The following is a 22,015-nucleotide window of genomic DNA, read 5'->3' on the forward strand; positions in this document are numbered from 1 at the left end:
GTGCCACTTTAGCAGCAACGGGTTCAAACCGGCGACCGGAGAAAACGGAGCCGCGGCAAGCTCTTGCCCGGATTGATCAGGTCAGTCGGCCGGAACGGCCTCGGGCGCGGGAGCCTCGACCGGACGGTTCTCGGCCGCACACTCCATAATAGGAGCTCGTGGAGCCTCGGTCTTCTGGAATGGCGTCGCCTGCTGTCCGGCGGCGATCTCCACGACCTCGTCCCAGCGCGACAAGAAAGCTTCGACGCAGGCCGGATCGAACTGCCGGCCCTGGTTCTCGACCAGATAGCTGCGCGCGACGTCCAGCGGCATCGGCTCTTTATATGGCCGCCGCGTCGTCAGGGCGTCGAAGACGTCGGCAACCGCGACCACGCGCGCGGCAACCGGGATCTCGTCTGCCTTGAGGCCATCAGGATAGCCCGCGCCGTCCCAACGCTCGTGGTGGCCTGCGGCAATTTGCGCACCGAGCTGGATCAGCTCGCAGCTGGAGTCCGCCAGGATTTTCTCGCCGATCGTGGCGTGGGTGCGGATCACCGCCATCTCATCGTCGGTCAGCTTGCCGGGCTTGAGCAGGATCTTGTCGGGGATAGCGACCTTGCCGACGTCGTGCAGGGGGGCGGCGAGATAGATGTCGCGGCAGAGCCGGGGCGGCAGGCCGAGCTGCTCGGCGATGATGCGGCTGTAGCGGGCGACCCGCAGCGTGTGCTCGCCGGTGTCGTTGTCGCGGTACTCGACTGCGAGCGCGAGCCGCAGGATGATCTCTTCCTCGCGCTCGCCGAGCTTTTGGGTCGCGGCGGCGACGGCGCTCGCCAGATCCGCGGCGCGGTCGTTCTGCTTGCGTACGGCTGCACCGAGGTGCACCAGATTACGCAGGCGCACCGTCATCTCGACGCTTTGTGGCTGTTTCGGTAAGAAATCGGTTGCACCAGCCTGCAGCGCTTCCATCTTGACGTCGTCGGTCTGTCGCGACGTGATCATCGCGATTGGGGTATCGGCGCAGCCGGGCAGGGCGCGGAAGGCGCGGATGAAGCTGATGCCGTCCATATGCGGCATCTCGTAGTCGACCAGCACGAGGTCGAACACGCGCTCGCGTGCGCAGGCCAGCGCCTCGACGGGATCGAGGAAGGTCGTGGCCTCGACCAGACCTTCGGCTTCGATATGTCGTTTCAGGAAATTGAGGACAGAGCGGCTGTCGTCAACCAGAAGCGCTTGGGTCAGCATCGGCGGCCGGTCTCGTTCGGATGGCGAGGCATGACCTCAACGAATAGCCTTTACGATTTAACGTGGAGCAAACGTTTGGGCCGTCGCAAACTGCCTCGAGACTGCGCGTGGCGCATGAGAATTGAGCGGGCCATGCACGTCTGCATGCATGCGCGAAGTTCTTCGATATGTGACCCGTAGTTGTACGGTGATGCCCATTAGGGGTTTGCACACTCTCCGTCCCGAATAGTCGTCGCGCGGGATTCGCGCCATACGTGCAACGAGTCCCGAGGAAATTTGGGGGACGAATGTCGTCTGATGCTACGGAGCCGAAGTGGTCCCTACGGCTGCCTGCGGATTGCAGCATCGCTGCGATCCGCAATGTCTATGATCTGATCCGCGAAGCTTTCAGCCGGCAGGACCGGCTCGAGATCGATTGTTCGAGCGTCGACAAGGCCGACGTGACGTCGATCCAGCTTCTGCTGTCGACCGCCAGGACGGGCGAGGCCCAGGGCCGCCCGGTGGTGCTCACATCATTCTCTCAGTCACTGCGCAACACGCTTCGCCGCGCCGGCTTCGCCAGCGAGGCGATGATCGATCAGCATTTCCCGCAAAAGAAAGATGGCACCTAATGGCCACGATTCTCACGGTCGACGATTCCCCCAGCATTCGGCAGATGATCAAGGTCGTGCTCGAGCCGGCCGGTCACAACGTGATCGAGGCCGGCGACGGCGCGCAAGGGCTCGCGAAGGCGCAGGCCGGCAAGCTCGACCTCGTCATCACCGATCTTAATATGCCTGTCATGAACGGGCTGGAGCTGATCCGGGCACTGCGCAAGCTGCCGAGCGCGGTCGGCATGCCCATCGTGTTCCTGACCACCGAATCCAACGACACGGTGAAGCAGGAAGCCAAGAGCGCGGGCGCCACCGGCTGGATCACCAAGCCGTTCAAGCCCGAGCAGTTGCTCGCCGTCGTCGGCAAGCTGGTGCGTGCATGAGCGCGATGGACCCGACCGAGGTCTTTCGCCAGGAAGCCAGCGAGCTGTTCGAGGTCCTGGAAGGGGCCTTGCTCGATCTCGGCCAGCGTCCCGACGACCGCGAGCTGGTCGATTCCGCCTTCCGCGCCCTGCATACGATCAAGGGCTCGGGCGCCATGTTCGGCTTCGACAAGGTCGCCTCCTTCACCCATGAATTCGAGACCGCCTTCGATCGCGTCCGCAAGGGCGAGATCAAGCCGACGCAGGATTTGATCTCGGTCGCGCTTGCGGCCAAGGACTATATCCGCGCGCTGATCGAGGACCCGCAATCGACCGACGACATCATCGGCGAAGCCATTCTCGACGATCTCAAGCGCTACGTGTTTCCCGACCAGCCCGCCGCTCCCGTGGCTGAAATTGCCGAAGCGCCGCCGCTGGCGCCCGCCGCGAGCAAGCAGGCCGGCTGGCACCTTTATCTGGAATTCGAATCCCACATCCTGCGCAACGGCTCGAACCCGCTCGACCTGCTGGAAGACCTTTGCAAGCTCGGCCCGTGTTTCGTCGTGCCCGTGACCGACGGCATCCCGTTCCTCGATGAGATGGATCCGGAAGACTGCTATCTCAAGTGGGACGTCAAGCTGCACGCGGCCTGCGACAAGGACGCAATCGACGACGTCTTCATGTTCGTCTCGGACGAGATGAAGCTGACGCTCTCGCCGCTGGAACATGTCGAAGCGCCCGCGCCGATGCCGCTGTTCCAGTTGCTCGACGAGGAGCCGGCCCCGGTGGCCGAGATGCCGGCGCCGATGGTCGAGGCTGTTGCTGCGCCCGTCGCCGAGCAGCCCGTCGCCAAGGCGGAGCCCAAAGCTGAACCGAAGCCCGAGGGCAAGCGCGACGACCGCGGCATCGCCACCGTCCGTGTCCAGGCCGAGCGTCTCGACGAGTTGATGGACCGGGTCGGCGAACTCGTCATCGCCCAGGCGCGGCTGACCCAGCTCGCCTCGTCCGGCTCGGATCTCTCGATCAAGATGATCGCCGAGGAAATCGAGCGCCTCGCCTCCAGTCTGCGCGATACCACGATGGGTGCGCGCATGGTGCCGATCGGCTCGCTGTTCGGTCGCTTCCGCCGCCTGATCCATGATCTGTCGCGCGATCTGTCCAAGCCGGTCGACTTCGTCACCACGGGCGAGGATACCGAGCTCGACAAGACCATGATCGAGTGCCTGGCCGATCCGCTGGTGCACTTGATCCGCAACGCCATCGACCACGGCATCGAGGACACCGCGACCCGCTCCGCCAACGGCAAGACCGAGCAGGGCCGGATAGAGCTCGCCGCCGTTCATTCCGGCGCGCAGGTGCTCGTCACCGTCAGGGACAATGGCGGCGGCCTCAACACCGCGCGCATCCGCGCCAAGGCGGAAGAGCAGGGGCTGATTGCCGCCGGCGCCGTGCTGACCGATCACGAGATCCACCAGTTCCTGTTCCACCCGGGCTTCTCGACCGCGCAGACCATCTCGGCGTTGTCAGGTCGCGGCGTCGGCATGGACGTGGTCAAGCGCACCATCGAGAACATGCGCGGCACGATCGATTTGTCGACCCGGCCGGGCCAGGGCACCACGGTGACGCTGCGCCTGCCGCTGACGCTGGCGATCATCGAAGGTCTTTTGATCCGTGTCGGCGAAGGCCGCTACATCATTCCGCTGTCGGCGGTGGAGGAATGCATCGAGCTGACCGCCGAGGACGAGCGTTCCCGCGGCCGCAACTTCCTCAACGTCCGCGGCAATCTCGTGCCGTTCTTGAGGCTGCGCGAGATCATGACTGCGTCGGGCACGCCCGACCGGCATCAGAAGACGATCATCATCTCGACCGGCGAGACACACGTCGGTCTCGTCGCCGACCAGATCATCGGCAACCACCAGACCGTGATCAAGTCGCTCTCCAAGCTGCACTCCGACGTCACGATCTTCTCAGGCGCGACCATTTTGGGTGACGGCACGGCGGCGCTGATCCTCGATGTCGCGCAGCTCGTCACGCTGGCGCAGTCGAAGGTCGAGAAGCAGCACATCAGCGAGGCGGCGTGATGACCGAGGGACAGACGGGCGAGCATCAAGCCGACGCGATGCAGGTCGTGATGATCGGGCTCGGCGAGGAGAAATTCGCGCTCGACGCGGGCCTTGTGCGCGAGATCATCGATCCCGTGCCCGTGACCAAGGTCGCCGGCGCGCGGGCCTTTGTTCCCAGCGTGATCAACGTGCGCGGCAACGTCATTCCGCTTGCGGACCTGCGTATCCGCTTCGGCATGCCGCAGCCGGAGAATTCGGCCGACACGCGCATCGTCGTCATCGAGCTTCAGCTCGACGGCGAGCCGGTGCTGGTCGGCGTCACCGCCGACAAGGTCTACGAGGTCACCGAGATTTCGCAGGCTGACGTGCAGCAGACGCCGCGCGTCGGCATGCACTGGAAGCCGGAGTTCATTCGCTTCATCGCCAAATGGCGTGAAGAGTTCGTCATCGTTCCCAACATGGAACGCATTCTGAATTGACATGAAGTCTCGGGCGAGACTGGGTTAGGGGCTGGATATGAGATTCACGGTCAAGGCAAAGCTTGCCAGCGCGTTCGGTGTTGTCATCGTCCTGTCCATGGTTGCGGGCGGCGTCGCCTACACGAAGCTTGGCGACATGATGGCGACCGCCGACAGCATGGTCCTGCGCGCCAAGCGCATGGAAAAGGCGATGGAGGTCGAGAAGGATATTCTCATCCAGCTTCGCGCGGAAAAGAACGCCATCATCGGCAACGAAAGCGAAGTCGAACTGGCCGCCGCCGACGCCGCCAAGCGTCGCGAGTCAGCCCTGAAGACCAAGGACGAAGTCTATGCGCTGGCGAGCGAGTCCGGCAGGAAGTTGCTCGACGGCTTTGCCGTGGCCTTTGCCAAAATGAATGCCTATCAGGAAGAGACGATCCGGTTTGCTAAGACCGACAAGGCCAAGGCGACCGAGCGTTCGATGAACGAGGGCCGCAAGGTTGTGAACGAGGCGCTCGAGTCCATGGGCGCATATGTCGAGAACACCAAGAAGCAGATGGCTGACCAGGCCGTTCAGTCGAAGGAAGAGGGGCATCAGGCGCAGTTCCTGCTGATGACGCTGCTCGGCGTCTCGCTGATCGTCGCGATTATAGCGGCTCTCTGGATTTCGATCTCGATCAGCCGTTCGCTCGGCCGCGCGGTCAACCTTGCCGGTGCGGTGGCTAACGGAGATCTCAGTCAGACGATCAATGTCTCCAGCAATGACGAGATCGGCGATCTCGTCAAATCGCTGAACTTGATGGTCGAAAAGCTCCAGCAGATCGTCCAGGAGGCCTTGACCGCGGCGCAGAACGTCTCCGCCGGCAGCCAGGAACTATCGGCCAGCGCCGAGCAGCTCTCCCAGGGTGCGACCGAGCAGGCCTCGTCCGCGGAAGAAGCCTCCTCCTCGATGGAGGAGATGGCCTCCAACGTGAAGCAGAACGCCGACAATGCCAACCAGACCGAGAAGATCGCCGCGCGATCGGCCCAGGATGCCGAAGCCAGCGGCGTCGCCGTCGGCCGCGCCGTCCAGGCGATGCAGACCATCGCCGAGAAGATCACGATCGTGCAGGAGATCGCACGCCAGACCGACTTGCTCGCCCTCAATGCGGCGGTCGAGGCCGCGCGTGCCGGCGAGCACGGCAAAGGCTTTGCGGTCGTGGCTTCCGAGGTGCGCAAGCTCGCCGAACGCAGCCAGGCGGCAGCCGCCGACATCGGCACGCTGTCGACGGAAACCGTCAAGGTCGCCCGGGAAGCCGGCGACATGCTGTCCAAGCTCGTCCCCGACATCAAGAAGACTGCCGAGCTGGTCCAGGAGATCACGGCGGCCTGCCGCGAGCAGGACGTCGGTTCTGCCCAGATCAACCAGGCGATCCAGCAGCTCGACAAGGTCGGCCAGCAGAACGCCAGCGCCTCCGAGCAGGTGTCCTCGACCTCGGAAGAGCTCGCCTCGCAGGCCGAGCAGCTTCAGTCGACCATCTCGTTCTTCCGCATTGAGAGCGCCGCTCGCAACGAAAGGGCCGCGCCCGCGCCGATCGACCGCGCGGTCGGTCAGCTCCGCGCCAAGGCCGCAACCATGGCGGCTGCTGATCGCAGTGCAAAGAAGCCCGCTCCGGTCCGCAAACCCGCACGTGCGCTGAAGGCGGCGAACGGCGGCGGTTTTGCGTTCGACATGCAGGACGGCGAAGACGACCGCGACGCCGAGTTCCAACGCTGACCGCAATTTGAAAACCATCTGACCCTGGACTGCATCATGGCCGCAACCTCGCAATATCTGACGCTCGGGCTCGCCGGCGAGACGTTCGGCATCAGCATCCGCAATGTCCGGGAGATTCTCGACATGCGGCCGATCTCGCGGCTGCCGCACGCGCCGAACTTCCTGCTCGGCATGATCGACGTGCGGGGTAGCGGTTATCCGATCGTCGATCTCAGGACCAAGCTCGGCCTGCCAGCCGTGCCGGCTACCGAGGCGACCCGCATCATCATCCTCGACGTGCCGATGAAGGACCGTCTGGTCGGCGTCGGCTTCGTCGCCGATTGCGTGTTCGAGGTCACCGACATCGACGAGCAGGCGATCGAGCCCATCCCCGAGGTCGGCGGTAAGTGGCAATCCGACTATGCCGCCGGCATCGGCCGCAAGGGCGAGAAATTCGTGGTGATCTTCGACCTCGCCAAGCTGATGGCGAACGACGAGATCCCGGAAGAACGTAGCGTGGCCGCGGATTCATCCCGCGCCGCCTGAGTTAGCAAATGCGTGGTCAAGCGTAAGCACCCCAATTCGAACCAACGAGACTGACATGAGATTCACCGTCAAAGCCAAGCTTGCCAGTGCCTTCGGCGTCGTCATCCTGCTGTCCATGATCGCCGGTGCGGTCGGCTACTTGAAACTCTCCGACATGGTGGGGACGACCGAGCAATTGGTCAACCGCGCCGGCCGGATGGAGAAGGCCGCAGAGCTCAAGGAAGGCGTCCTGCTCTTGGTCCGCGGCGAAAAGAACTCGATCCTCGCGGCGAGTGACGCGGAATACGATCAGTTCCTAGCCGACCTCGCCAAGAACCGCGAAGCGCTCACCAAGTCCAAGGACGAGATTACCGCTGCGGCCAGCGAAAGCGGCAAGAAGCTGATGGAGAATTTCTCCGTGGCGTTCGCCAAGCTGAACGCCTACCAGGACGAGACGGTCAGGCTCGCGAAAGCCGACAAGCCGAAGGCCCTTGACCGGTCCATGCATGACGGCCGCAAGGTCGTCGCGGACGCCCTGGAGGCGGCCGACGGCTATATCAAGAACGTCAAGAAGAACATGGCCGAGCAGGCCGAGCAGTCCAAGCAGGACGGTGCCCGTGCCGAAATGCTGCTGCTGAGCCTGGTCATCGCTTCACTCTTGATCGCCGTTGTTTCGGCGACCTGGATCGCGATGAACATCAGCCGCGCGCTGGCGCAGGCCGTGGGCCTCGCCGATGCGGTGGCGATCGGCGATCTCAGCCACAAGATCAATGCCTCCAGCAATGACGAGATCGGCGATCTCATCAAGTCCCTGAACGCGATGACGGTCAATCTGAATGCGACGGCGGCGCTGGCCAACCAGATCGCACAGGGCGATCTCACGGTCGAAGCCAAGCCGCTGTCGGACAGGGATACACTCGGCCTCGCGCTCGAGCGCATGGTGGAAAAACTCCGGCAGATCGTATCGGAGGCCCTGACTGCCGCGCAGAACGTCTCCGCCGGCAGCCAGGAGCTGTCCGCCAGCGCCGAGCAGCTCTCGCAGGGCGCGACCGAGCAGGCCTCGTCCGCGGAAGAAGCGTCTTCCTCGATGGAGGAGATGGCTTCGAACGTGAAGCAGAACGCCGACAATGCCAACCAGACCGAGAAGATCGCCGCGCAGTCCGCCAAGGATGCGGAAGCCAGCGGTGCCGCGGTCGGCCGCGCCGTCAACGCGATGCAGACCATCGCTGAGAAGATCACGATCGTGCAGGAGATCGCGCGCCAGACGGACCTGCTCGCGCTCAACGCGGCAGTCGAAGCCGCGCGCGCCGGCGAGCACGGCAAGGGCTTTGCGGTGGTTGCCTCCGAAGTGCGCAAACTTGCCGAACGCAGCCAAGCGGCCGCCGCCGAGATCGGGACGCTGTCGACGGAAACCGTCAAGGTCGCGCAGGAAGCTGGGAATATGCTGTCCAAGCTGGTGCCTGACATCAAGCGGACGGCGGAGCTGGTCGAAGAGATTACGGCAGCCTGCCGCGAGCAGGACGTCGGTTCGGCCCAGATCAACCAGGCGATCCAGCAGCTCGACAAGGTCGGCCAGCAGAACGCCAGCGCTTCGGAGGAGGTGTCCTCGACTTCCGAAGAGCTCGCTTCGCAGGCCGAGCAGCTTCAGTCCACCATCGCCTATTTCCGCATCGAGCAGGGACGCAGCCAGGCGGCCGCGCCGGTCGACCGGGCGGTCAATCAGCTGCGCGCCAAGGCGGCCACCATGGCGGCCGTCGAGCGTCCGGCCAGGAAGCCGCAGGGCAAGCCGGCACGCGCCGTGAAGGCTGCCGGCGGCGGCGGCTTCGCCTTCGACATGAACAATGGCGAGGACGATCGCGACGCTGATTTCCAGCGCTAAGACCGTCCAGAGGATCGGCCCGCCATTCAGCAGTGGGCCGATCCGTTTTCAGGTGCTGGCGTAAACGCGTAGGATTCAAGATGGCCCGTTCGGCCCGACATTCAGTGCAGGCGGCGGCCATCCCGAACGGGGGCACGCAGCGATGATGCCTGCCGTGCAGGATACGGCCGTCCATCTGTCGGACCGCCACTTCCGGACCATCGCCGAACTGATCGAAGGCCAGGTCGGTATCAAGCTGCCGCAGGGCAAGCGGCTGATGCTGGAGGGCCGGCTGCACAAGCGCGTGCGCGCGCTGAACTTCTCCGACCTCAACGAATATGTCGATAACCTGTTCGAAGCCCAGCATTTCGACACCGAGCTCACCCATCTCATCGATGTGGTGACGACCAACAAGACCGACTTCTTCCGCGAGCCGCAGCACTTCACCTTCATGCGTGACGTTGCGATCCCCGCGCTGCTCAAGTCGCACGGGCGCAGGAACGCGAACCTGAAGATCTGGAGCTCCGCGAGTTCGACCGGCATGGAGGCCTACACGACCGCCATGGTGCTCGACGACATGACGCGGAGCGGCTCCCGGTTTGAGTACCGCATCCTTGGCACCGACATTTCGACCGCTGTGCTCCGCCTCGCCAAGACGGCGATCTACACCCGCGATGTGCTCGCGCCGGTGCCGGAGCCCTTCGTGAAGCGATATTTCCTGTCGTCGCGGGATCGCTCCCGTAGCGACGTCCGCGTGGCGCCGGAGCTCAGGCGCATGACGCATTTCATGCGGATGAACCTCATGGACGGGTCCTATCCGGTGGATCGGGATGTCGACATCATCTTCTGCCGCAACGTCCTGATCTATTTTGACAAGCCGACCCAGCGCAAGGTTGTCGAGCAACTCTGCAATCATCTGCGGCCCGGCGGCTATTTACTGGTCGGACATTCGGAATCGATGATTCACAGTGCAGTGCCGGGTTTGAAGCAAGTTCAGCCAACCATTTTCCAGGTCTAGCCGGAGCGCAACCAAAATGCCGAAGGAGAAAGTTCGCGTGCTGATCGTGGACGATTCGGCGTCGGTGCGCCAAATCCTGCAAACCATCCTCAGCGAAGACCCTGATATCGAGGTGATGGGTACCGCGTCCGATCCGTTCGCGGCGGCGCGCCGTCTCCAGAACGAAATCCCCGATGTCATGATCCTGGATCTGGAAATGCCGCGCATGGACGGCATGACGTTCCTGCGCAAGATCATGGCGCAGCGTCCGATCCCGGTGATCATCTGCTCCTCGCTCACCGAAGAAGGCTCGAATGTGATGTTCGAGGCGTTCGAAGCGGGCGCGGTGGATATCGTGCCGAAGCCGAAGATCGACACGCGGCAGGCACTGTTCGAATGCTCCGCGCGGCTGCGCGAAGCCGTGAAGTCGGCGGCGCGCGCACGGGTGCGCCCGCGGGCAGAACGCCGCATGATCGAGAAGAAGCTGACCGCCGATGCGATCATCCCGCCGCCGGTGCAGGGCAAGGTGCGGCCGACGACGGAACGCATCGTCTGCATCGGTGCATCGACGGGCGGCACCGAAGCGCTCAACGACGTCCTCGAGATGCTGCCGCCGCATTGTCCTCCGATCGTCATCGTCCAGCACATGCCGGCCGGCTTCACCGCGGCGTTTGCGAGGCGTCTCGACAGCGTCTGCCAGATCCGGGTCAAGGAAGCCGAGGACGGCGAGCCGGTGCTGCCGGGCAGCGCCTATATCGCGCCGGGCGCCCGTCACATGCTGCTCCAGCGTATTGGCCTGCGCTACCAGATCGCGATCAAGGACGGGCCGCCGGTGTCGCGGCATCGCCCTTCCGTCGACGTGCTGTTCCGCTCGGCAGCCCAGCATGCAGGCGCCAACGCGCTCGGCGTGATCATGACCGGCATGGGTGACGACGGCGCGCGCGGCATGCTGGAGATGCGCAAGCTCGGCGCCTCGACCCGCGCGCAGGACGAAGAGAGCTGCGTGGTGTTCGGCATGCCCAAGGAAGCCATCGCCCATGGCGGCGTCGAGAAGGTGGTCTCGCTGCATCATATCCCGCGCGAGATCATGCTCTGGTACCAGGCCGGGCATCCGGCGCTGACAGGTTGATCGCAATGTCCGCCATTCCGACTCACACGCTCACTGAGGCGACCGCCGCGATCGAGGATGTCTCGTCGCGGATCGAGGACGTCTTCGCGCGGGTCGGGCAGGAGCTCGGCCGTGGCCACCTCATCTTTGGGGAGTTGAACCAGGGCCTCGCGACGCTCTCGGAGGAGCTCTCCGGAGCCGAGATCGAGGGGGCTGCCACCGCCTTGCAGGAGATTTCCGCGCGGCTCAGCGAGCTGGCAGAGGCGCTGCCGGCCGAGAGCGCGCTGCTGGCAACGATCGGCACCAGCACGGCGGAAGCGTCTTCGCTGCTCAAACCGCTGTTCAAGCACATCGGGATGATCACGATCATCGCGCGGAGCGCCCGGATCGAGGCGGCCTCGCTCGACGGCGATCGCGAGGGCTTTCTCGCCTTCACGCGGGAGGCCTACGATCTCGGCAAGGCCGTGCAGGGCTCGATCGAGGGCTGCGCAAAAGACCAGCAGCGTTTGTCGGAAGCCGTCGCCACCGCATCCGGCCGGCAGAAGGAATTCGAGAGCCGCTACGGCAAGCAGTTGGTGTCGGAAAGCGCCGAGCTCGGCGCGGCCTATTCCGGGTTGCGCGACCAGCGCCGCAACAGCAGCCAGCTCGCCGTTCTTGCCAGCACCAGCACCAAAAAGATCGCTGAGGCGGTCGGCGGCGCCATCATTTCCTTGCAGGCCGGCGACAGCACGCGCCAGCGCCTCGAGCATGTCGGTCATGGCCTCGGCTTTGCGTCAGGACCCAGCCCGGGCCTCGTCCCTGATGCGGTTGCGAGCGACGACGGCGCGCGCGCGATCTGCCAGCTGCAGGCGGCCCTGCTCAGGGATGCCCAGCGCGAGTTCGGCGGCGACATCGGCCAGATTGTTCGTGCGCTGACCGCCATCCTGCACGACGCGGGCAGTGTCGTTGGCCATGGTCGCACGCTGTTTGGTGGCGCCGATGGCGGCTCGTCGTCGTTCCTGACGCGCATCAAGCAGACGCTGGCACATGCTTCGACCTTGATCGCCACCTGCGAAGGCGCCGGCCGCGCGGTCGACGAGGCGCTCGCCATCGTCGAGGACACGCTGGCGAAATTTCGCCATGCGATTGCCGGGCTCGCCGAGGCGACCGTCGACATCACGCTGATCGGCATGAATGCCGGCCTCAAGGCGAGCCATCTCGGCAGCCGCGGCAGCGCCTTCGTCGTGATCGCCAACGAGCTCAAGGCGACCGCCGACCAGGTCTCGGCGGGCGCAGGGCGCTTGCGGCCCGTGCTCGACGGCATCGAGCGCTCGGCAAGAGAGCTGAAAGAACTCCGCGTGCAGGGCGACCCCACGCAGCTTGCCAAGCTCGAGCCGCAGATCCTCCAGGCGTTGCGCGAGGTCGAGGCCGGCAACGAACGGCTCGGCAAGCTGATGAGCCGGCTGGTCAACGAAGGCGCGGAATTCGAAGGTCTGATGAATTCGGCCCAAGGCCTGATGACCACGCTCGGCGAAAGCTCCGCGACATTGCCTGCGGTTGCCGCACGGCTCGAGACTGCGAGCGCCGGCGCGCAGCGGCCGCAGCCGGCGGTGCAGGATCAGGCCATGCTCGACGGTCTCTTCGCGCGCTACACGATGGAGCGCGAGCGGGACGTCCACCGCGAATTTTTGCAAGCGCTCGGGCTGGCGTCGATCGCGACCACGCGGCGCGTCGAGGCGGTCGAGGCCGCGGATGACGGCATAGAATTGTTTTGACGTTCGCCGCCGGCTCGCCTCGCGCATCGGCGGCAATTCGACGGATTGGGTTTTTAGAACGTTAACCTTGCCGAAAGCGCTGGCCGTTCGGTCATTGTCGCGCCCCAGAGTTGGTTGCAAATACAGTTCAATTTTCACCTCGGGAAATTTCCCATGTTGAGAGACGGCAAATACGCTGCCTGGTTCAGGACTCCCCGTGGTCAGGGCACCGGCGTCGTGGATCTGATCGCGGGGCGCATCGCGGGCCGCGACAGTTTCTTCACTTACGGCGGCTCGTATCAGGTCGATCAGCAGCGTTTCACGGCCATACTGACCGTGAAACGGCATGCCGAAGGCAATCAGAGCGTGTTCGGTCCTGACGAGGTCGAGGTCACTCTTTCGGGCGACTGCGGCGGCGCAGTGGCAACCTGCTCAGGGACGGCCAGGGAAGCGCCGGATGTGAAGTTCGAGGCGACGCTGATTTACAGCCAGGACGATGCGCCGGCTGCCGACGCCAAATGCGCGATCGTGAGGCTCAATGCCGACAAGCTGCCCAAGGGCCTCGACAGCCGTTCCCGGCCACGTCATCCGTTCACGCCGCCCAAAGCTCCCGCATCTTAGAAGGCGACCGTGTCTTAGGTTTGCATTGACGCTGTCGTCGCGAAAACATGGCGCGACTGCACTGCGGCAACCCTGCCTTTAGAAGTGAAATCTAGGTTGTGGCCCATAACAAAAGGCGGACAGGGACATGCCTCAGATCTGGATGACATATGACGAACTCGCGGCACTCAGCGGCTGTAGTGCTGCCGAGGCCAGGATGCAGGTGATGCATCTGTCGCTCGATCGCCGCAAGAGTCGCGACGGGAACACCCGCGTCAAGCTGAACCTCGCCTTGATGGCCCGGTTCTTCGAGACCATCCGCGAAGCCGAATTCGACCCCAACGACGCGATCACGGCGTTGCGCGAGACCCACCGGCAGATGTCGGGAGCTCTCGTGACCGGGCAGGAGGGGCTCCGGCGCGGCGTGGCGTAAGTCCGCAGCGTCGGCCGAGGCGCTTCCCTTACGAGGGCGGCCTCGGCAGAAAAGTCAGGATGGTTTGGGCAAGAAGGACGCCGACGGTGCCGCCGGCGGCCTTTTGCAGCACATCGATGAATCCTGGGTCACGATCCGGTGTCACCGCCTGCAGGACCTCGAGCCCGACTGCGACGGCCACCACGAAGGCGCAAGCCAGCTTGACGCGTCCCGGCAGCAGGAATGACAGCAGGAATCCCAACAGGCCGTAGGCGCTGAAGCGCTCGATGACGACGACCCAGTAAGCTTCCGCGTGGCCGATCAGCGCCGGTCTGCCCGCGAGCTTGGCCAGCGTGGCATAGGTGATGAGCGCGAGACAGATAACGGCGGCTGCTATGAGAGGGTTGCGGCGCATCGCGCCAACATAACCGGTTGGTCGGCCGACCGCTTTCAAAAGCCAAGAATATCGTTAAGCTTCATAAAGTTTCTGCGGGATGAACCGAGGTTCACGGATCAGCGGCAGAGTCGTTACGACAGCCGGTTCCGTGTCCATTCGTTCTTGCCCAAATGCTCGTCATGGACGAACCAGGCCCACCACGTCAGGCACGTAGCCCCGCGCCTGACGAAGTGGTTCGCAGCGATCGGCGTTCAGCGCCGATTGTAGGACCAGCCCTTGTCAACATTGGTCGGGTAATGGGCCGCGAAATACGGATTCTTGAGGCAGTTTCGCGCGGGATCAAAGATCCAGTCGGCGCATTCCTGGTAATTCAGGAATCGGCAGTCGAAACCGAAGGCACACCATGGTGCGCCGTTCGGAAATCCGAACCGCACGGGGACTTGCGCCGACGCCACTGACGGCAGAGCCAGGGACGGCAGAGCCAGGAGCAAAGCTACGGCGAGTGCGCGGGACAACATGGTGCATTCCTCCAACAAACGATCGAGCGGAGACCGAAGCCGGTCCAGAGACCGTTCTCCACCGGAAAGGGACGATGTTCAATCTTCATCGTCCAATAGCTTAACATCAGGGCGCGGAGAGATCGAGAGTGCTGAGGGCACCGAGGGCTGCGTCGATTGGGGGCCGCCATTCATCGATCGATGAGGCAGGCGCGCCCGTCCATGAAGTGTCGGGCGCGGCCGGGGCTAGCTCTTCTTCGAGCCCTTGGTTTTCAGCGCCAGGCCGAGACGCAAGGCCATGCGCTTGATCGCATCGGGCGAGCGCCCGAGAAGTTTCGCCGCCTCTTCCAGCGAAGTCGAAGACTTGGCCAGCTCCATCAACCGGCGATCTTCCTTGAACGACCAGGGCCTGCGCGCCATAACCGAAATCATCCTCTCATCGACACAACGACAAAGCCGCCAAGCGGACCCATGTTCGCTCGACGGCTTCGCTTGGGTGGGGCCGGGCTTGGGGGAGCCCGGTGTGATGATGGATATGCGATCGGTGTGAGTTCGCAACAAACAACGCTGGTTAAGCTAACTGCTCAACCTTACCGGGATGAAATTGGCGTCTATCGCTCCGTAGTACCACGGGGTTTTCGTCAACCGAGGCCGATCCGCGCGCGCTGGTAACCGCGATCGAGGATGCTCTGCCACCATGTCCGGTTGTCGCAGAACCAGCGGACGGTCTTGATCAGCCCGCTCTCGAAATCCTCGCGCGGGCGCCAGCCGAGCTCGCGCTCGATCTTGCCGGGATCCATGGCGTAGCGGAGATCATGGCCGGGCCGGTCGGTCACGAAGCTGATCAGGCCGCGGCGCCTCGCGGTGCCGGGCGAGATCTCATCGAGCAGATCGCAGATGCGCTCCACCACGTCGATGTTGGTCCGTTCGCAGCGCGCGCCGATGTTGTAGGTCTCGCCGACCCTGCCGTGCTCGACGATCTGCGTCAGCGCCTCCGCGTGATCGGCGACATAGAGCCAGTCGCGGACGTTGCCGCCGTCGCCATAGACAGGCAGCGGTTCATTGGCCAATCCGCGAATGATCATGTGCGGGATCAGCTTCTCGGGAAAATGATAGGGGCCGTAATTGTTCGAGCAGTTCGTCACCATGGTGGGAAGCCCGTAGGTCTCCCGCCAGGCGCGGACGAGATGATCGGACGATGCCTTGCTCGCCGAATAGGGCGAGTTCGGCGCGTAGGCGGTGTCTTCGCTGAACTGGCCACTGGTGCCGAGCGATCCGAACACCTCGTCGGTCGAGACATGAAGAAAACGAAAGCGCGCGCGGCTCGCAGGCGTCAGTCCCCGCCAATGGCGCAGCGCTTCCTGGAGCAGGGTGAACGTGCCCACCACATTGGTCTGGATGAACTCCGCCGGGCCATCGATCGAACGATCGACGTGGCTCTCCGCGGCGAGGTTCATCACCGCGTCCGGCCGATAGGTCTCGAACAGCGCCCGCAAGCCGGCGCTCTCGCCGATGCATTGCTGCGCGAAGACATAGCGCGGATGATCGGAGGCTCCCGGCAGCGAATCGAGATTGGCCGCGTAGGTCAGCTTGTCGATGTTGACGACGCGCGCGCCGGTATCTGTCAGCAGATGGCGGATCACGGCCGAGCCGATGAAGCCCGCACCGCCCGTCACGAAGATGGTGATGCCGTCAAAGCGCATTCGGTCTCTGCTTCAGGCGCCGCCCGCCTCGCGCCCGAACGAGCGGTAGACCGACAGCAGATATTGGCCGTAGCTGCTCCTGGCGTTCTTTTGCGCCAGCTTCTCGAAGGCTTCAAGGGAGATGTAACCCTGCCGCAGCGCAATCTCCTCGGGACAGGCGATGCGCAGCCCCTGTCGCTGCTCCAGGATCTGGACGAAATGGCTGGCTTCGACCAGCGAGGAATGCGTACCGGTGTCGAGCCAGGCCATGCCGCGGCCCATCAGCCGCACGTACAGCTCTCCGCGCGCGAGATAGACCCTGTTGATGTCGGTGATCTCGAGCTCGCCGCGCGGGGAGGGGGTAATTCCGGCGGCGATGTCGAGAACGTCGTTGTTGTAGAAATAGAGCCCGGTCACGGCGATATTGGAGCGCGGCTGCGTCGGCTTCTCCTCGATGGACAGCGCGCGTCCGCTGGCGTCGAGCTCGATCACGCCATATTGCTCGGGCGTGTTGACGGGATAGCCGAAGATCGTGGCTCCGTGCCCGCGTGCCGCAGCCTGGCTCAGTATTTCCGGCAGGCCGTTGCCATAGAAGATGTTGTCGCCCAGCACCAGGGCGACGGAATCCTTGCCGACGAAGTCGCGGCCGACGATGAAGGCGTCCGCCACGCCGCGCGGGCTGTCCTGATGGGCATAGGAGAAGGAGAGGCCGATCTCGGAGCCGTCGCCGAGCAGCCGCTGAAACAGCGGCTGGTCCTGCGGCGTCGTGATGATGAGGATATCCCTGATGCCGGCGAACATCAGGGTCGACAGCGGATAATAGATCATCGGCTTGTCGAAGACAGGCAAAAGCTGCTTCGACACCACGGCGGTGACGGGATAGAGCCGGGAACCCGTTCCCCCTGCCAGGATGATGCCCTTCATATGTCCTCGAAGCCCAAATCCAAGCCCAAATCCAAGCTCAAATCCAAGGCCAAATCCAGGGCCAAAAATCCGAGCCCAAGTCAGCAACCTCCACTTGATAATGGATGGGGCGGCGGGTGCAAGCCGGTTCTGGGCCGCCGATCGGCCCCGCCGGCCGCTCGCCCTTATCAATGATATGAGCCGAGCTGCCGAAGCAGGCGCGACCCGCGCCTCGTCGCTTCGGGGGGCATCGTGAAACCGAATGCTTCGTCCCGCGTCCACACTTGTGCGCGATCAGGAATTATTTGTTGCGGGATCGCGCCGCAGATTCGCAGAATCAATTGGAATTGAATCGCGGCAGGGTCGCGCACAACAGCTTTGAACGAGAACAGATTTAAACGCGATGCGGATCGGCGATCGCGACGAGCAGTATTGCACTTTCGCTCAGACAACCGTCACGAGATCGTCGAATTCGTTCGGCTAAGTTCGCGCGAACGACGACGAACAAATCACAATCGGCGAATCAAGAAGATCAAGATGCTTCAGAAAGCGCGAGCGGCACTTCCCCTCTCGAAGATCAGAGACCGGGCATTCGAAGGCGCATTTTTCAGCGTTGCGCTGATTGCGATGGCGGGCTGGGTGTATTTCATCACGCTGTTGCTGGTGAGATTGTTCGTCTGGTTTTTCGGCTGAGCGCGGCCGGCCACTTCTCAAGCACGTGCTGCCCAAAAAATCTCTTGCATGACAAGAAATTCAGCGGCGCTCATCATGATCTCGACACAACTCGAAGATGAGACTGACGCTTCACGAAGACGAGACGCGCCCGGAGAGAATTTCGCATGATGCTAGTCGCGATCCTGGTCTCGATCCTCGCCGGCTTTGGTGCGGGCTATGCGACGCGCGCGTGGGAACATCGCGAACGCGTGGAACGCGATCCGCTCCGCCGGCTCCACAGTCCCACCGCGTTCCGGCAGAGCAATTCATTGGTGAGGGCGCGGCGAGCATTCTGAGGATTTACAACCGGAATGCGGCGCCTGCTCGTGTCGCGGCAGGGGGGACCATGACGAGAACGCGGGTAGACGCCATGACCGATCCGACGGGCACCGCGCCGCGGCGTTATTTCGTCGATGCGGGAGGCCGGCGGGTCCTGATCGGACTGACGCCCGAGGAGACGTTCGAGTTCGAGCGGCTGGACAGCGGCGAGGCGCAGGCTGCGTCGGACGGTCGCGGTTTGCGGCCGGATGCCGGCGAGCGGCGCCGGCTGGAGCTCTACGAGAAGCACGAAGGGGCCTGGAAGGCCTGGATGGCGCAAAGCCGGACCGAACGGCCAAGCGAATTCAACCTTTATTAACCATCCCGGGCCCATTTTCCGGTCTGGCGCCTCGAACCGGAAAATGCACGCATGTTTCAGCTCTTCCTGCGGGCCCGCACCCATAATTTCCTGAAGGACCGTTTCGGGGGGGAGCAGACGTTCCGCGCGCGCTCGCCCGAGCGCGACGCCGAGACTGATCGCACGCGCGTCGAAGCGATCATGATCGCGATCGAGGACGCCCTTCACGCGGCGGAGCGGGAACAGTCGGGCCTCAACCGCCGGGTGGAAGACGTGTTGGCGCGTGCGGCCGTGACCTTCGGTAATGGCGACGACGAATATCTCGAGCGCGAGGCGCTCGACAATCACCACCAGGATCTGTTCGACAAGGAGATCCTGAATGGTCAGCGCCGGCTCAAGGAGCTCGGCGCCTCGATCGCACATTTCAGGTTCCTGAAAGCGGCGATGCTGAGCCGCTTTCCGGAATACAAGTCTCGGGCAAGCTCCACGAATTAGAAGCCGCCGCGAGCATCGGCCGCTAGATCGCGAGCATGCTGTTGCCTTGAATGGACAGCAGCGTCAGGTTTCCCGTGGCATAGGCGCCCGTGTCGATGTTGGCGCGGTTCTCCAGCAGCTCGGCCTGTTTTACCGGCGTGTGACCGTGCACGACATATTTGCCGAAACGCCGCTTGCTCTGGAGGAACTCGTCCCTGATCCACAACAGGTCGGACTCGCGCTGTTCGGAGAGCGGAATGCCCGGGCGCACCCCGGCATGAACAAAGAAGAAATCGCCGCACGTGAATGTCGACCGCAGCTGGCGCAGGAACGCGATGTGTTCCGGCGGCATCGCGGATGTGAGTTCGCGTACCAGCTCGGACAGCTCGTCCCTGCCGAGGCCGGGCGCGGCCGACACACCGTACGACATCAAGGTCTGGAGCCCGCCGAACTGAAACCATTCTGTGGCGCGGGACGGATCGTCCAGCACCGAGGTGAAGTAAGCCTCGTGATTGCCCTTGAGAAAGACCGTGTTGCGGCGGCGGCTGCGCTGGATCAGGAGCTCGATCGTGTGGCGCGAATCCGGTCCACGGTCGATGTAGTCGCCGAGGAAGACCTCGATCGCGCGATATGGACGGCTGTTCGCCATGTCCGCGTCGATCACGGCGAACATCTGCTCAAGCAGATGCGCGCAGCCGTGGATGTCGCTGATCGCGTAGATGCGCACGCCGTTCGGTAGCTTCGGCCGGGGCGAATTTTGGGGCGCGGTCGTGGGCATGGGGTCCATGCTCTTTCAAAGAGCTTCGCCCGGGATGTCAATATGCTATCGGCGAAATCAGGGCTCCGCGAATAGCTTTTTCTCTACCATCCGCCGGTAAAGGTTGATTTGTGCGCCCGACCGAGTGCGTCGCGAGCCGCTGATTCCCGGCGCTTCCAGGCCGACTAGCCGAAGCTGCGGCCGTCGAACGATGGCGTGGCCTTGCTGCCATGGGCGGATGCCCGTGCGCGAAGCAGAGCCGCGCCGCAGAAATAGCCGAGCTGGAGCACCACCGAAAAGACGAGAATCGTAACAACGGTGTGAGCCGAATCATGTCCTTGCCAGGCCGAGCCCGCACCGAGGACGGCTGCACCGAGAACAATGGCGGGCGGCAGGATGAAGATTCGGAATCGGCCTCCCAGCAACGATCCGATCAGCAGACTGAAAACGGCAACCGTACTCACGACACAACTCCCCGAATTGGTCACGAGTGTTAATCGGGGCGACCTAATACCGGCTTAAGCGGCATGGTTGAACAGCCGTTCAAATGCGCGCGACATGTTGTGTAAAAATGACGCGATTTGGCGGGAAACACGGCGAGATGCCCGCTTAATTGTCACGTGTGTGACAGTAGTTTGAGCATTCACTCACTGCGGCACTGCGTTGCATAAAAATCGATTTGATTTTTTCGCTGCACTGCCGCAATGTCGCTTTGTTTAGTTAAGATATACTCTCCCGCACGTCTAAAGATTTAGATCGATTTGCTCGCAATTCTTCATTGCGAAATGCGCGACGAGGCAGCGAGGTTCGGATGGCTGTAGCAACTTACGGTTCGGAAAATTATTATTCGGTTATATCGAACCGGCGCGGCGCCCTCCAGAGACCCCTCCAGGTGGCCCTGATCGCCGGCGACTTCGTCGCCGTGCTGCTCAGCTATTTCGCGGCGAACGGTCTGTATCGTGTGCTCGTGGCCGATCAGGATTCGTCGGTCGGCGCCGGCCTCGTCGTCGGCGCGGTGTTCGTGATGATCGCCTACTTCCAGGGCGTCTACGATCACCATCGCCTGCTGAACACGATGTGGCAGCTGCGCAAGACCCTGGCGGTGTGGCTGATCGCGCTGACCATTCTCGCCGTCGAGGCGTTTCTGCTCAAATCGTCCGCGGATCTGTCGCGGGGAACCACGCTGCTGTTCGCCGCGACCGGCGTCATCGCCCTTGGCGGGGTGCGGGTGTTGTGGCGCCTGGGCTTGACCTCGAGCTATGCCAAGGGCCGCCTGGTCGACCGGAAGGTCGTGCTGCTCAGCCTCAAGTCGCTCGATTTCACCTCGAGCCGCTTCAAGGATCTGCGCAAGCACGGCTTCAACGTCGTGCGGCATTTCGTGCTCGAGCCTTCCGAACAGGGCGCAGGCTGGGATCGCGAGATTCGCGACATCATTCGTCAGGCCCGGACGGCGGATGTGGAAGAATATCTCCTCGTCATGGACTGGGACGAGATGCCGCTGCTTCAGAAGCTGAGCCAGCATTTGCGCGTCGTTCCGCAGCCGATTCGCCTTCTGCCTGATTTCCCGATCGCCGATCTGGTTTCGCGTCCGTTCCAGCCCGTCAGCGGCACCGTCGCAATCGAGCTCCAGCGCGCGCCGCTCAGCGTGTTCGAGCAGGCGCAGAAGCGCTGCCTCGACATCGGCATTGCTTCGTTCGCGCTTCTGTTGCTGGCGCCGCTGCTGGTGACGGCCGCGATCATGATCAAGCTCGATTCCAGGGGCAAGGTGATCTTCAAGCAGTTCCGGCGCGGCTTTAACGGCAAGCAGTTCGAGATCTGGAAGTTCCGCTCCATGACGGTGGCGGAGAACGGCCACGTCGTCACGCAGGCAACCAAGAGCGACGTGCGTGTCACCCGTGTCGGCCGCGTGCTGCGGCGGACCAGCATCGACGAGCTGCCGCAGCTCTGGAACGTGTTGCGCGGCGAGATGTCGCTGGTCGGGCCCCGCCCACATGCGCTCGCGCACGACAATTACTACGATCAGCTCATCAGCAACTACGTCTACCGGCATCACATGAAACCGGGCCTGACCGGATGGGCCCAGGTGAACGGTTTCCGCGGCGAGACCCCGACCATCGATCTGATGGAAAAGCGGGTCGAGTACGACATCTGGTACGTCAGCAACTGGAGCATCTGGCTCGATATCAGGATCATCCTGAAGACCGCGATGGCGCTGATCCATCAGGAAGCCTACTAGCCTGCGGCGCTGTCGCTCTCCTTCGACTACGAAAAAGCCCGGTCGCTGAATTGGCGCTCGGGCTTTTTCATTTC

Annotated in this window: 24 protein-coding genes; 17 read left to right on the forward strand and 7 right to left on the reverse strand. The window is 63.3% G+C overall.

Annotated features, from left to right (window positions below; genetic code table 11):
- Window positions 1-81: 81 nt before the first annotated feature.
- Entirely contained in the window at window positions 82-1,221 is a 1,140-nt protein-coding gene (locus BMW89_RS32120; RefSeq protein WP_092034110.1) for a response regulator, read from the reverse strand.
- Window positions 1,222-1,508: 287 nt separating this feature from the next.
- On the opposite strand from BMW89_RS32120, the gene BMW89_RS32125 reads away from it, so the two are divergent.
- The 12 genes from BMW89_RS32125 (at window position 1,509) to BMW89_RS38190 (ending at window position 13,686) form a co-directional block, all read left to right on the forward strand.
- Window positions 1,509-1,832 (forward strand): STAS domain-containing protein, encoded by a 324-nt coding sequence (locus tag BMW89_RS32125; RefSeq protein ID WP_092034114.1) that lies wholly within the window; start codon window positions 1,509-1,511, stop codon window positions 1,830-1,832.
- Window positions 1,832-2,197 carry a response regulator gene (locus tag BMW89_RS32130; protein WP_008142319.1) on the forward strand — a complete coding sequence of 122 codons (366 nt, stop codon included), beginning with the start codon at window positions 1,832-1,834 and terminating at the stop codon, window positions 2,195-2,197. The genes BMW89_RS32125 and BMW89_RS32130 overlap by 1 nt, the downstream gene beginning before the upstream one ends.
- Window positions 2,194-4,257 carry a chemotaxis protein CheA gene (locus BMW89_RS32135; RefSeq protein WP_092034117.1) on the forward strand — a complete coding sequence of 688 codons (2,064 nt, stop codon included), beginning with the start codon at window positions 2,194-2,196 and terminating at the stop codon, window positions 4,255-4,257. Before BMW89_RS32130 ends, BMW89_RS32135 begins: the two co-directional genes overlap by 4 nt.
- Window positions 4,257-4,718: a chemotaxis protein CheW gene (locus tag BMW89_RS32140; protein ID WP_092034121.1), complete on the forward strand. Its 462-nt coding sequence runs from the start codon at window positions 4,257-4,259 to the stop codon at window positions 4,716-4,718. The genes BMW89_RS32135 and BMW89_RS32140 overlap by 1 nt, the downstream gene beginning before the upstream one ends.
- A gap of 37 nt (window positions 4,719-4,755) precedes the next feature.
- The gene (locus BMW89_RS32145) at window positions 4,756-6,453 is read left to right on the forward strand and encodes a methyl-accepting chemotaxis protein (RefSeq protein WP_092034125.1); all 1,698 of its coding nucleotides are present in this window, start codon (window positions 4,756-4,758) and stop codon (window positions 6,451-6,453) included.
- A gap of 36 nt (window positions 6,454-6,489) precedes the next feature.
- Complete coding sequence (locus BMW89_RS32150; protein ID WP_092034128.1) at window positions 6,490-6,978, forward strand: chemotaxis protein CheW; 489 nt, start codon at window positions 6,490-6,492, stop codon at window positions 6,976-6,978.
- Between the two features lie 55 nt (window positions 6,979-7,033).
- Window positions 7,034-8,836 (forward strand): methyl-accepting chemotaxis protein, encoded by a 1,803-nt coding sequence (locus tag BMW89_RS32155; protein WP_092034131.1) that lies wholly within the window; start codon window positions 7,034-7,036, stop codon window positions 8,834-8,836.
- 142 nt (window positions 8,837-8,978) lie between these two features.
- Window positions 8,979-9,833, forward strand: coding sequence for a CheR family methyltransferase (locus BMW89_RS32160; RefSeq protein WP_092034135.1), 855 nt, complete (start codon window positions 8,979-8,981; stop codon window positions 9,831-9,833).
- 16 nt (window positions 9,834-9,849) lie between these two features.
- Window positions 9,850-10,941: a protein-glutamate methylesterase/protein-glutamine glutaminase gene (locus tag BMW89_RS32165; protein ID WP_092034140.1), complete on the forward strand. Its 1,092-nt coding sequence runs from the start codon at window positions 9,850-9,852 to the stop codon at window positions 10,939-10,941.
- Between the two features lie 5 nt (window positions 10,942-10,946).
- Window positions 10,947-12,674 (forward strand): chemotaxis protein, encoded by a 1,728-nt coding sequence (locus BMW89_RS32170; protein ID WP_092034144.1) that lies wholly within the window; start codon window positions 10,947-10,949, stop codon window positions 12,672-12,674.
- Between the two features lie 153 nt (window positions 12,675-12,827).
- Window positions 12,828-13,274, forward strand: a complete 447-nt coding sequence (locus BMW89_RS32175; protein ID WP_092034149.1) for a hypothetical protein — start codon at window positions 12,828-12,830, stop codon at window positions 13,272-13,274.
- A gap of 127 nt (window positions 13,275-13,401) precedes the next feature.
- Window positions 13,402-13,686, forward strand: coding sequence for a hypothetical protein (locus BMW89_RS38190; RefSeq protein ID WP_177196474.1), 285 nt, complete (start codon window positions 13,402-13,404; stop codon window positions 13,684-13,686).
- Window positions 13,687-13,714: 28 nt separating this feature from the next.
- On the opposite strand, the gene BMW89_RS32185 is transcribed toward BMW89_RS38190, so the two are convergent.
- From BMW89_RS32185 to rfbA, 4 genes are all read right to left on the reverse strand, one after another.
- Entirely contained in the window at window positions 13,715-14,080 is a 366-nt protein-coding gene (locus tag BMW89_RS32185) for a VanZ family protein (RefSeq protein WP_092034265.1), read from the reverse strand.
- Window positions 14,081-14,805: 725 nt separating this feature from the next.
- The gene (locus tag BMW89_RS38195; RefSeq protein WP_177196475.1) at window positions 14,806-14,979 is read right to left on the reverse strand and encodes a hypothetical protein; all 174 of its coding nucleotides are present in this window, start codon (window positions 14,977-14,979) and stop codon (window positions 14,806-14,808) included.
- A gap of 221 nt (window positions 14,980-15,200) precedes the next feature.
- Window positions 15,201-16,262, reverse strand: a complete 1,062-nt coding sequence (gene rfbB / locus BMW89_RS32195; protein WP_092034162.1) for a dTDP-glucose 4,6-dehydratase — start codon at window positions 16,260-16,262, stop codon at window positions 15,201-15,203.
- 12 nt (window positions 16,263-16,274) lie between these two features.
- On the reverse strand, window positions 16,275-17,165 hold the full coding sequence (gene rfbA / locus BMW89_RS32200) for a glucose-1-phosphate thymidylyltransferase RfbA (RefSeq protein ID WP_092034167.1): 891 nt from the start codon (window positions 17,163-17,165) through the stop codon (window positions 16,275-16,277).
- Window positions 17,166-17,681: 516 nt separating this feature from the next.
- On the opposite strand from rfbA, the gene BMW89_RS38200 reads away from it, so the two are divergent.
- The 4 genes from BMW89_RS38200 (at window position 17,682) to BMW89_RS32215 (ending at window position 18,969) form a co-directional block, all read left to right on the forward strand.
- Window positions 17,682-17,837 carry a hypothetical protein gene (locus tag BMW89_RS38200; protein ID WP_177196476.1) on the forward strand — a complete coding sequence of 52 codons (156 nt, stop codon included), beginning with the start codon at window positions 17,682-17,684 and terminating at the stop codon, window positions 17,835-17,837.
- Between the two features lie 146 nt (window positions 17,838-17,983).
- Window positions 17,984-18,154, forward strand: a complete 171-nt coding sequence (locus BMW89_RS38205; RefSeq protein ID WP_177196477.1) for a hypothetical protein — start codon at window positions 17,984-17,986, stop codon at window positions 18,152-18,154.
- Between the two features lie 74 nt (window positions 18,155-18,228).
- The gene (locus BMW89_RS38210; RefSeq protein ID WP_244547740.1) at window positions 18,229-18,495 is read left to right on the forward strand and encodes a hypothetical protein; all 267 of its coding nucleotides are present in this window, start codon (window positions 18,229-18,231) and stop codon (window positions 18,493-18,495) included.
- 51 nt (window positions 18,496-18,546) lie between these two features.
- Entirely contained in the window at window positions 18,547-18,969 is a 423-nt protein-coding gene (locus BMW89_RS32215; protein WP_177196479.1) for a hypothetical protein, read from the forward strand.
- A 22-nt stretch (window positions 18,970-18,991) separates the two neighbouring features.
- On the opposite strand, the gene BMW89_RS32220 is transcribed toward BMW89_RS32215, so the two are convergent.
- Both BMW89_RS32220 and BMW89_RS32225 read right to left on the reverse strand, forming a co-directional pair.
- Window positions 18,992-19,726 (reverse strand): metallophosphoesterase family protein, encoded by a 735-nt coding sequence (locus tag BMW89_RS32220; RefSeq protein WP_092034267.1) that lies wholly within the window; start codon window positions 19,724-19,726, stop codon window positions 18,992-18,994.
- A 164-nt stretch (window positions 19,727-19,890) separates the two neighbouring features.
- A complete protein-coding gene (locus tag BMW89_RS32225; protein WP_244547741.1) occupies window positions 19,891-20,169 on the reverse strand; it encodes a hypothetical protein in 279 nt (92 codons plus the stop codon).
- 347 nt (window positions 20,170-20,516) lie between these two features.
- On the opposite strand from BMW89_RS32225, the gene BMW89_RS32230 reads away from it, so the two are divergent.
- The gene (locus BMW89_RS32230) at window positions 20,517-21,941 is read left to right on the forward strand and encodes an undecaprenyl-phosphate glucose phosphotransferase (protein ID WP_092034177.1); all 1,425 of its coding nucleotides are present in this window, start codon (window positions 20,517-20,519) and stop codon (window positions 21,939-21,941) included.
- Window positions 21,942-22,015: the final 74 nt, after the last annotated feature.

Source organism: Bradyrhizobium sp. OK095 (assembly GCF_900109945.1).
Taxonomy (GTDB): Bacteria; Pseudomonadota; Alphaproteobacteria; order Rhizobiales; family Xanthobacteraceae; genus Bradyrhizobium.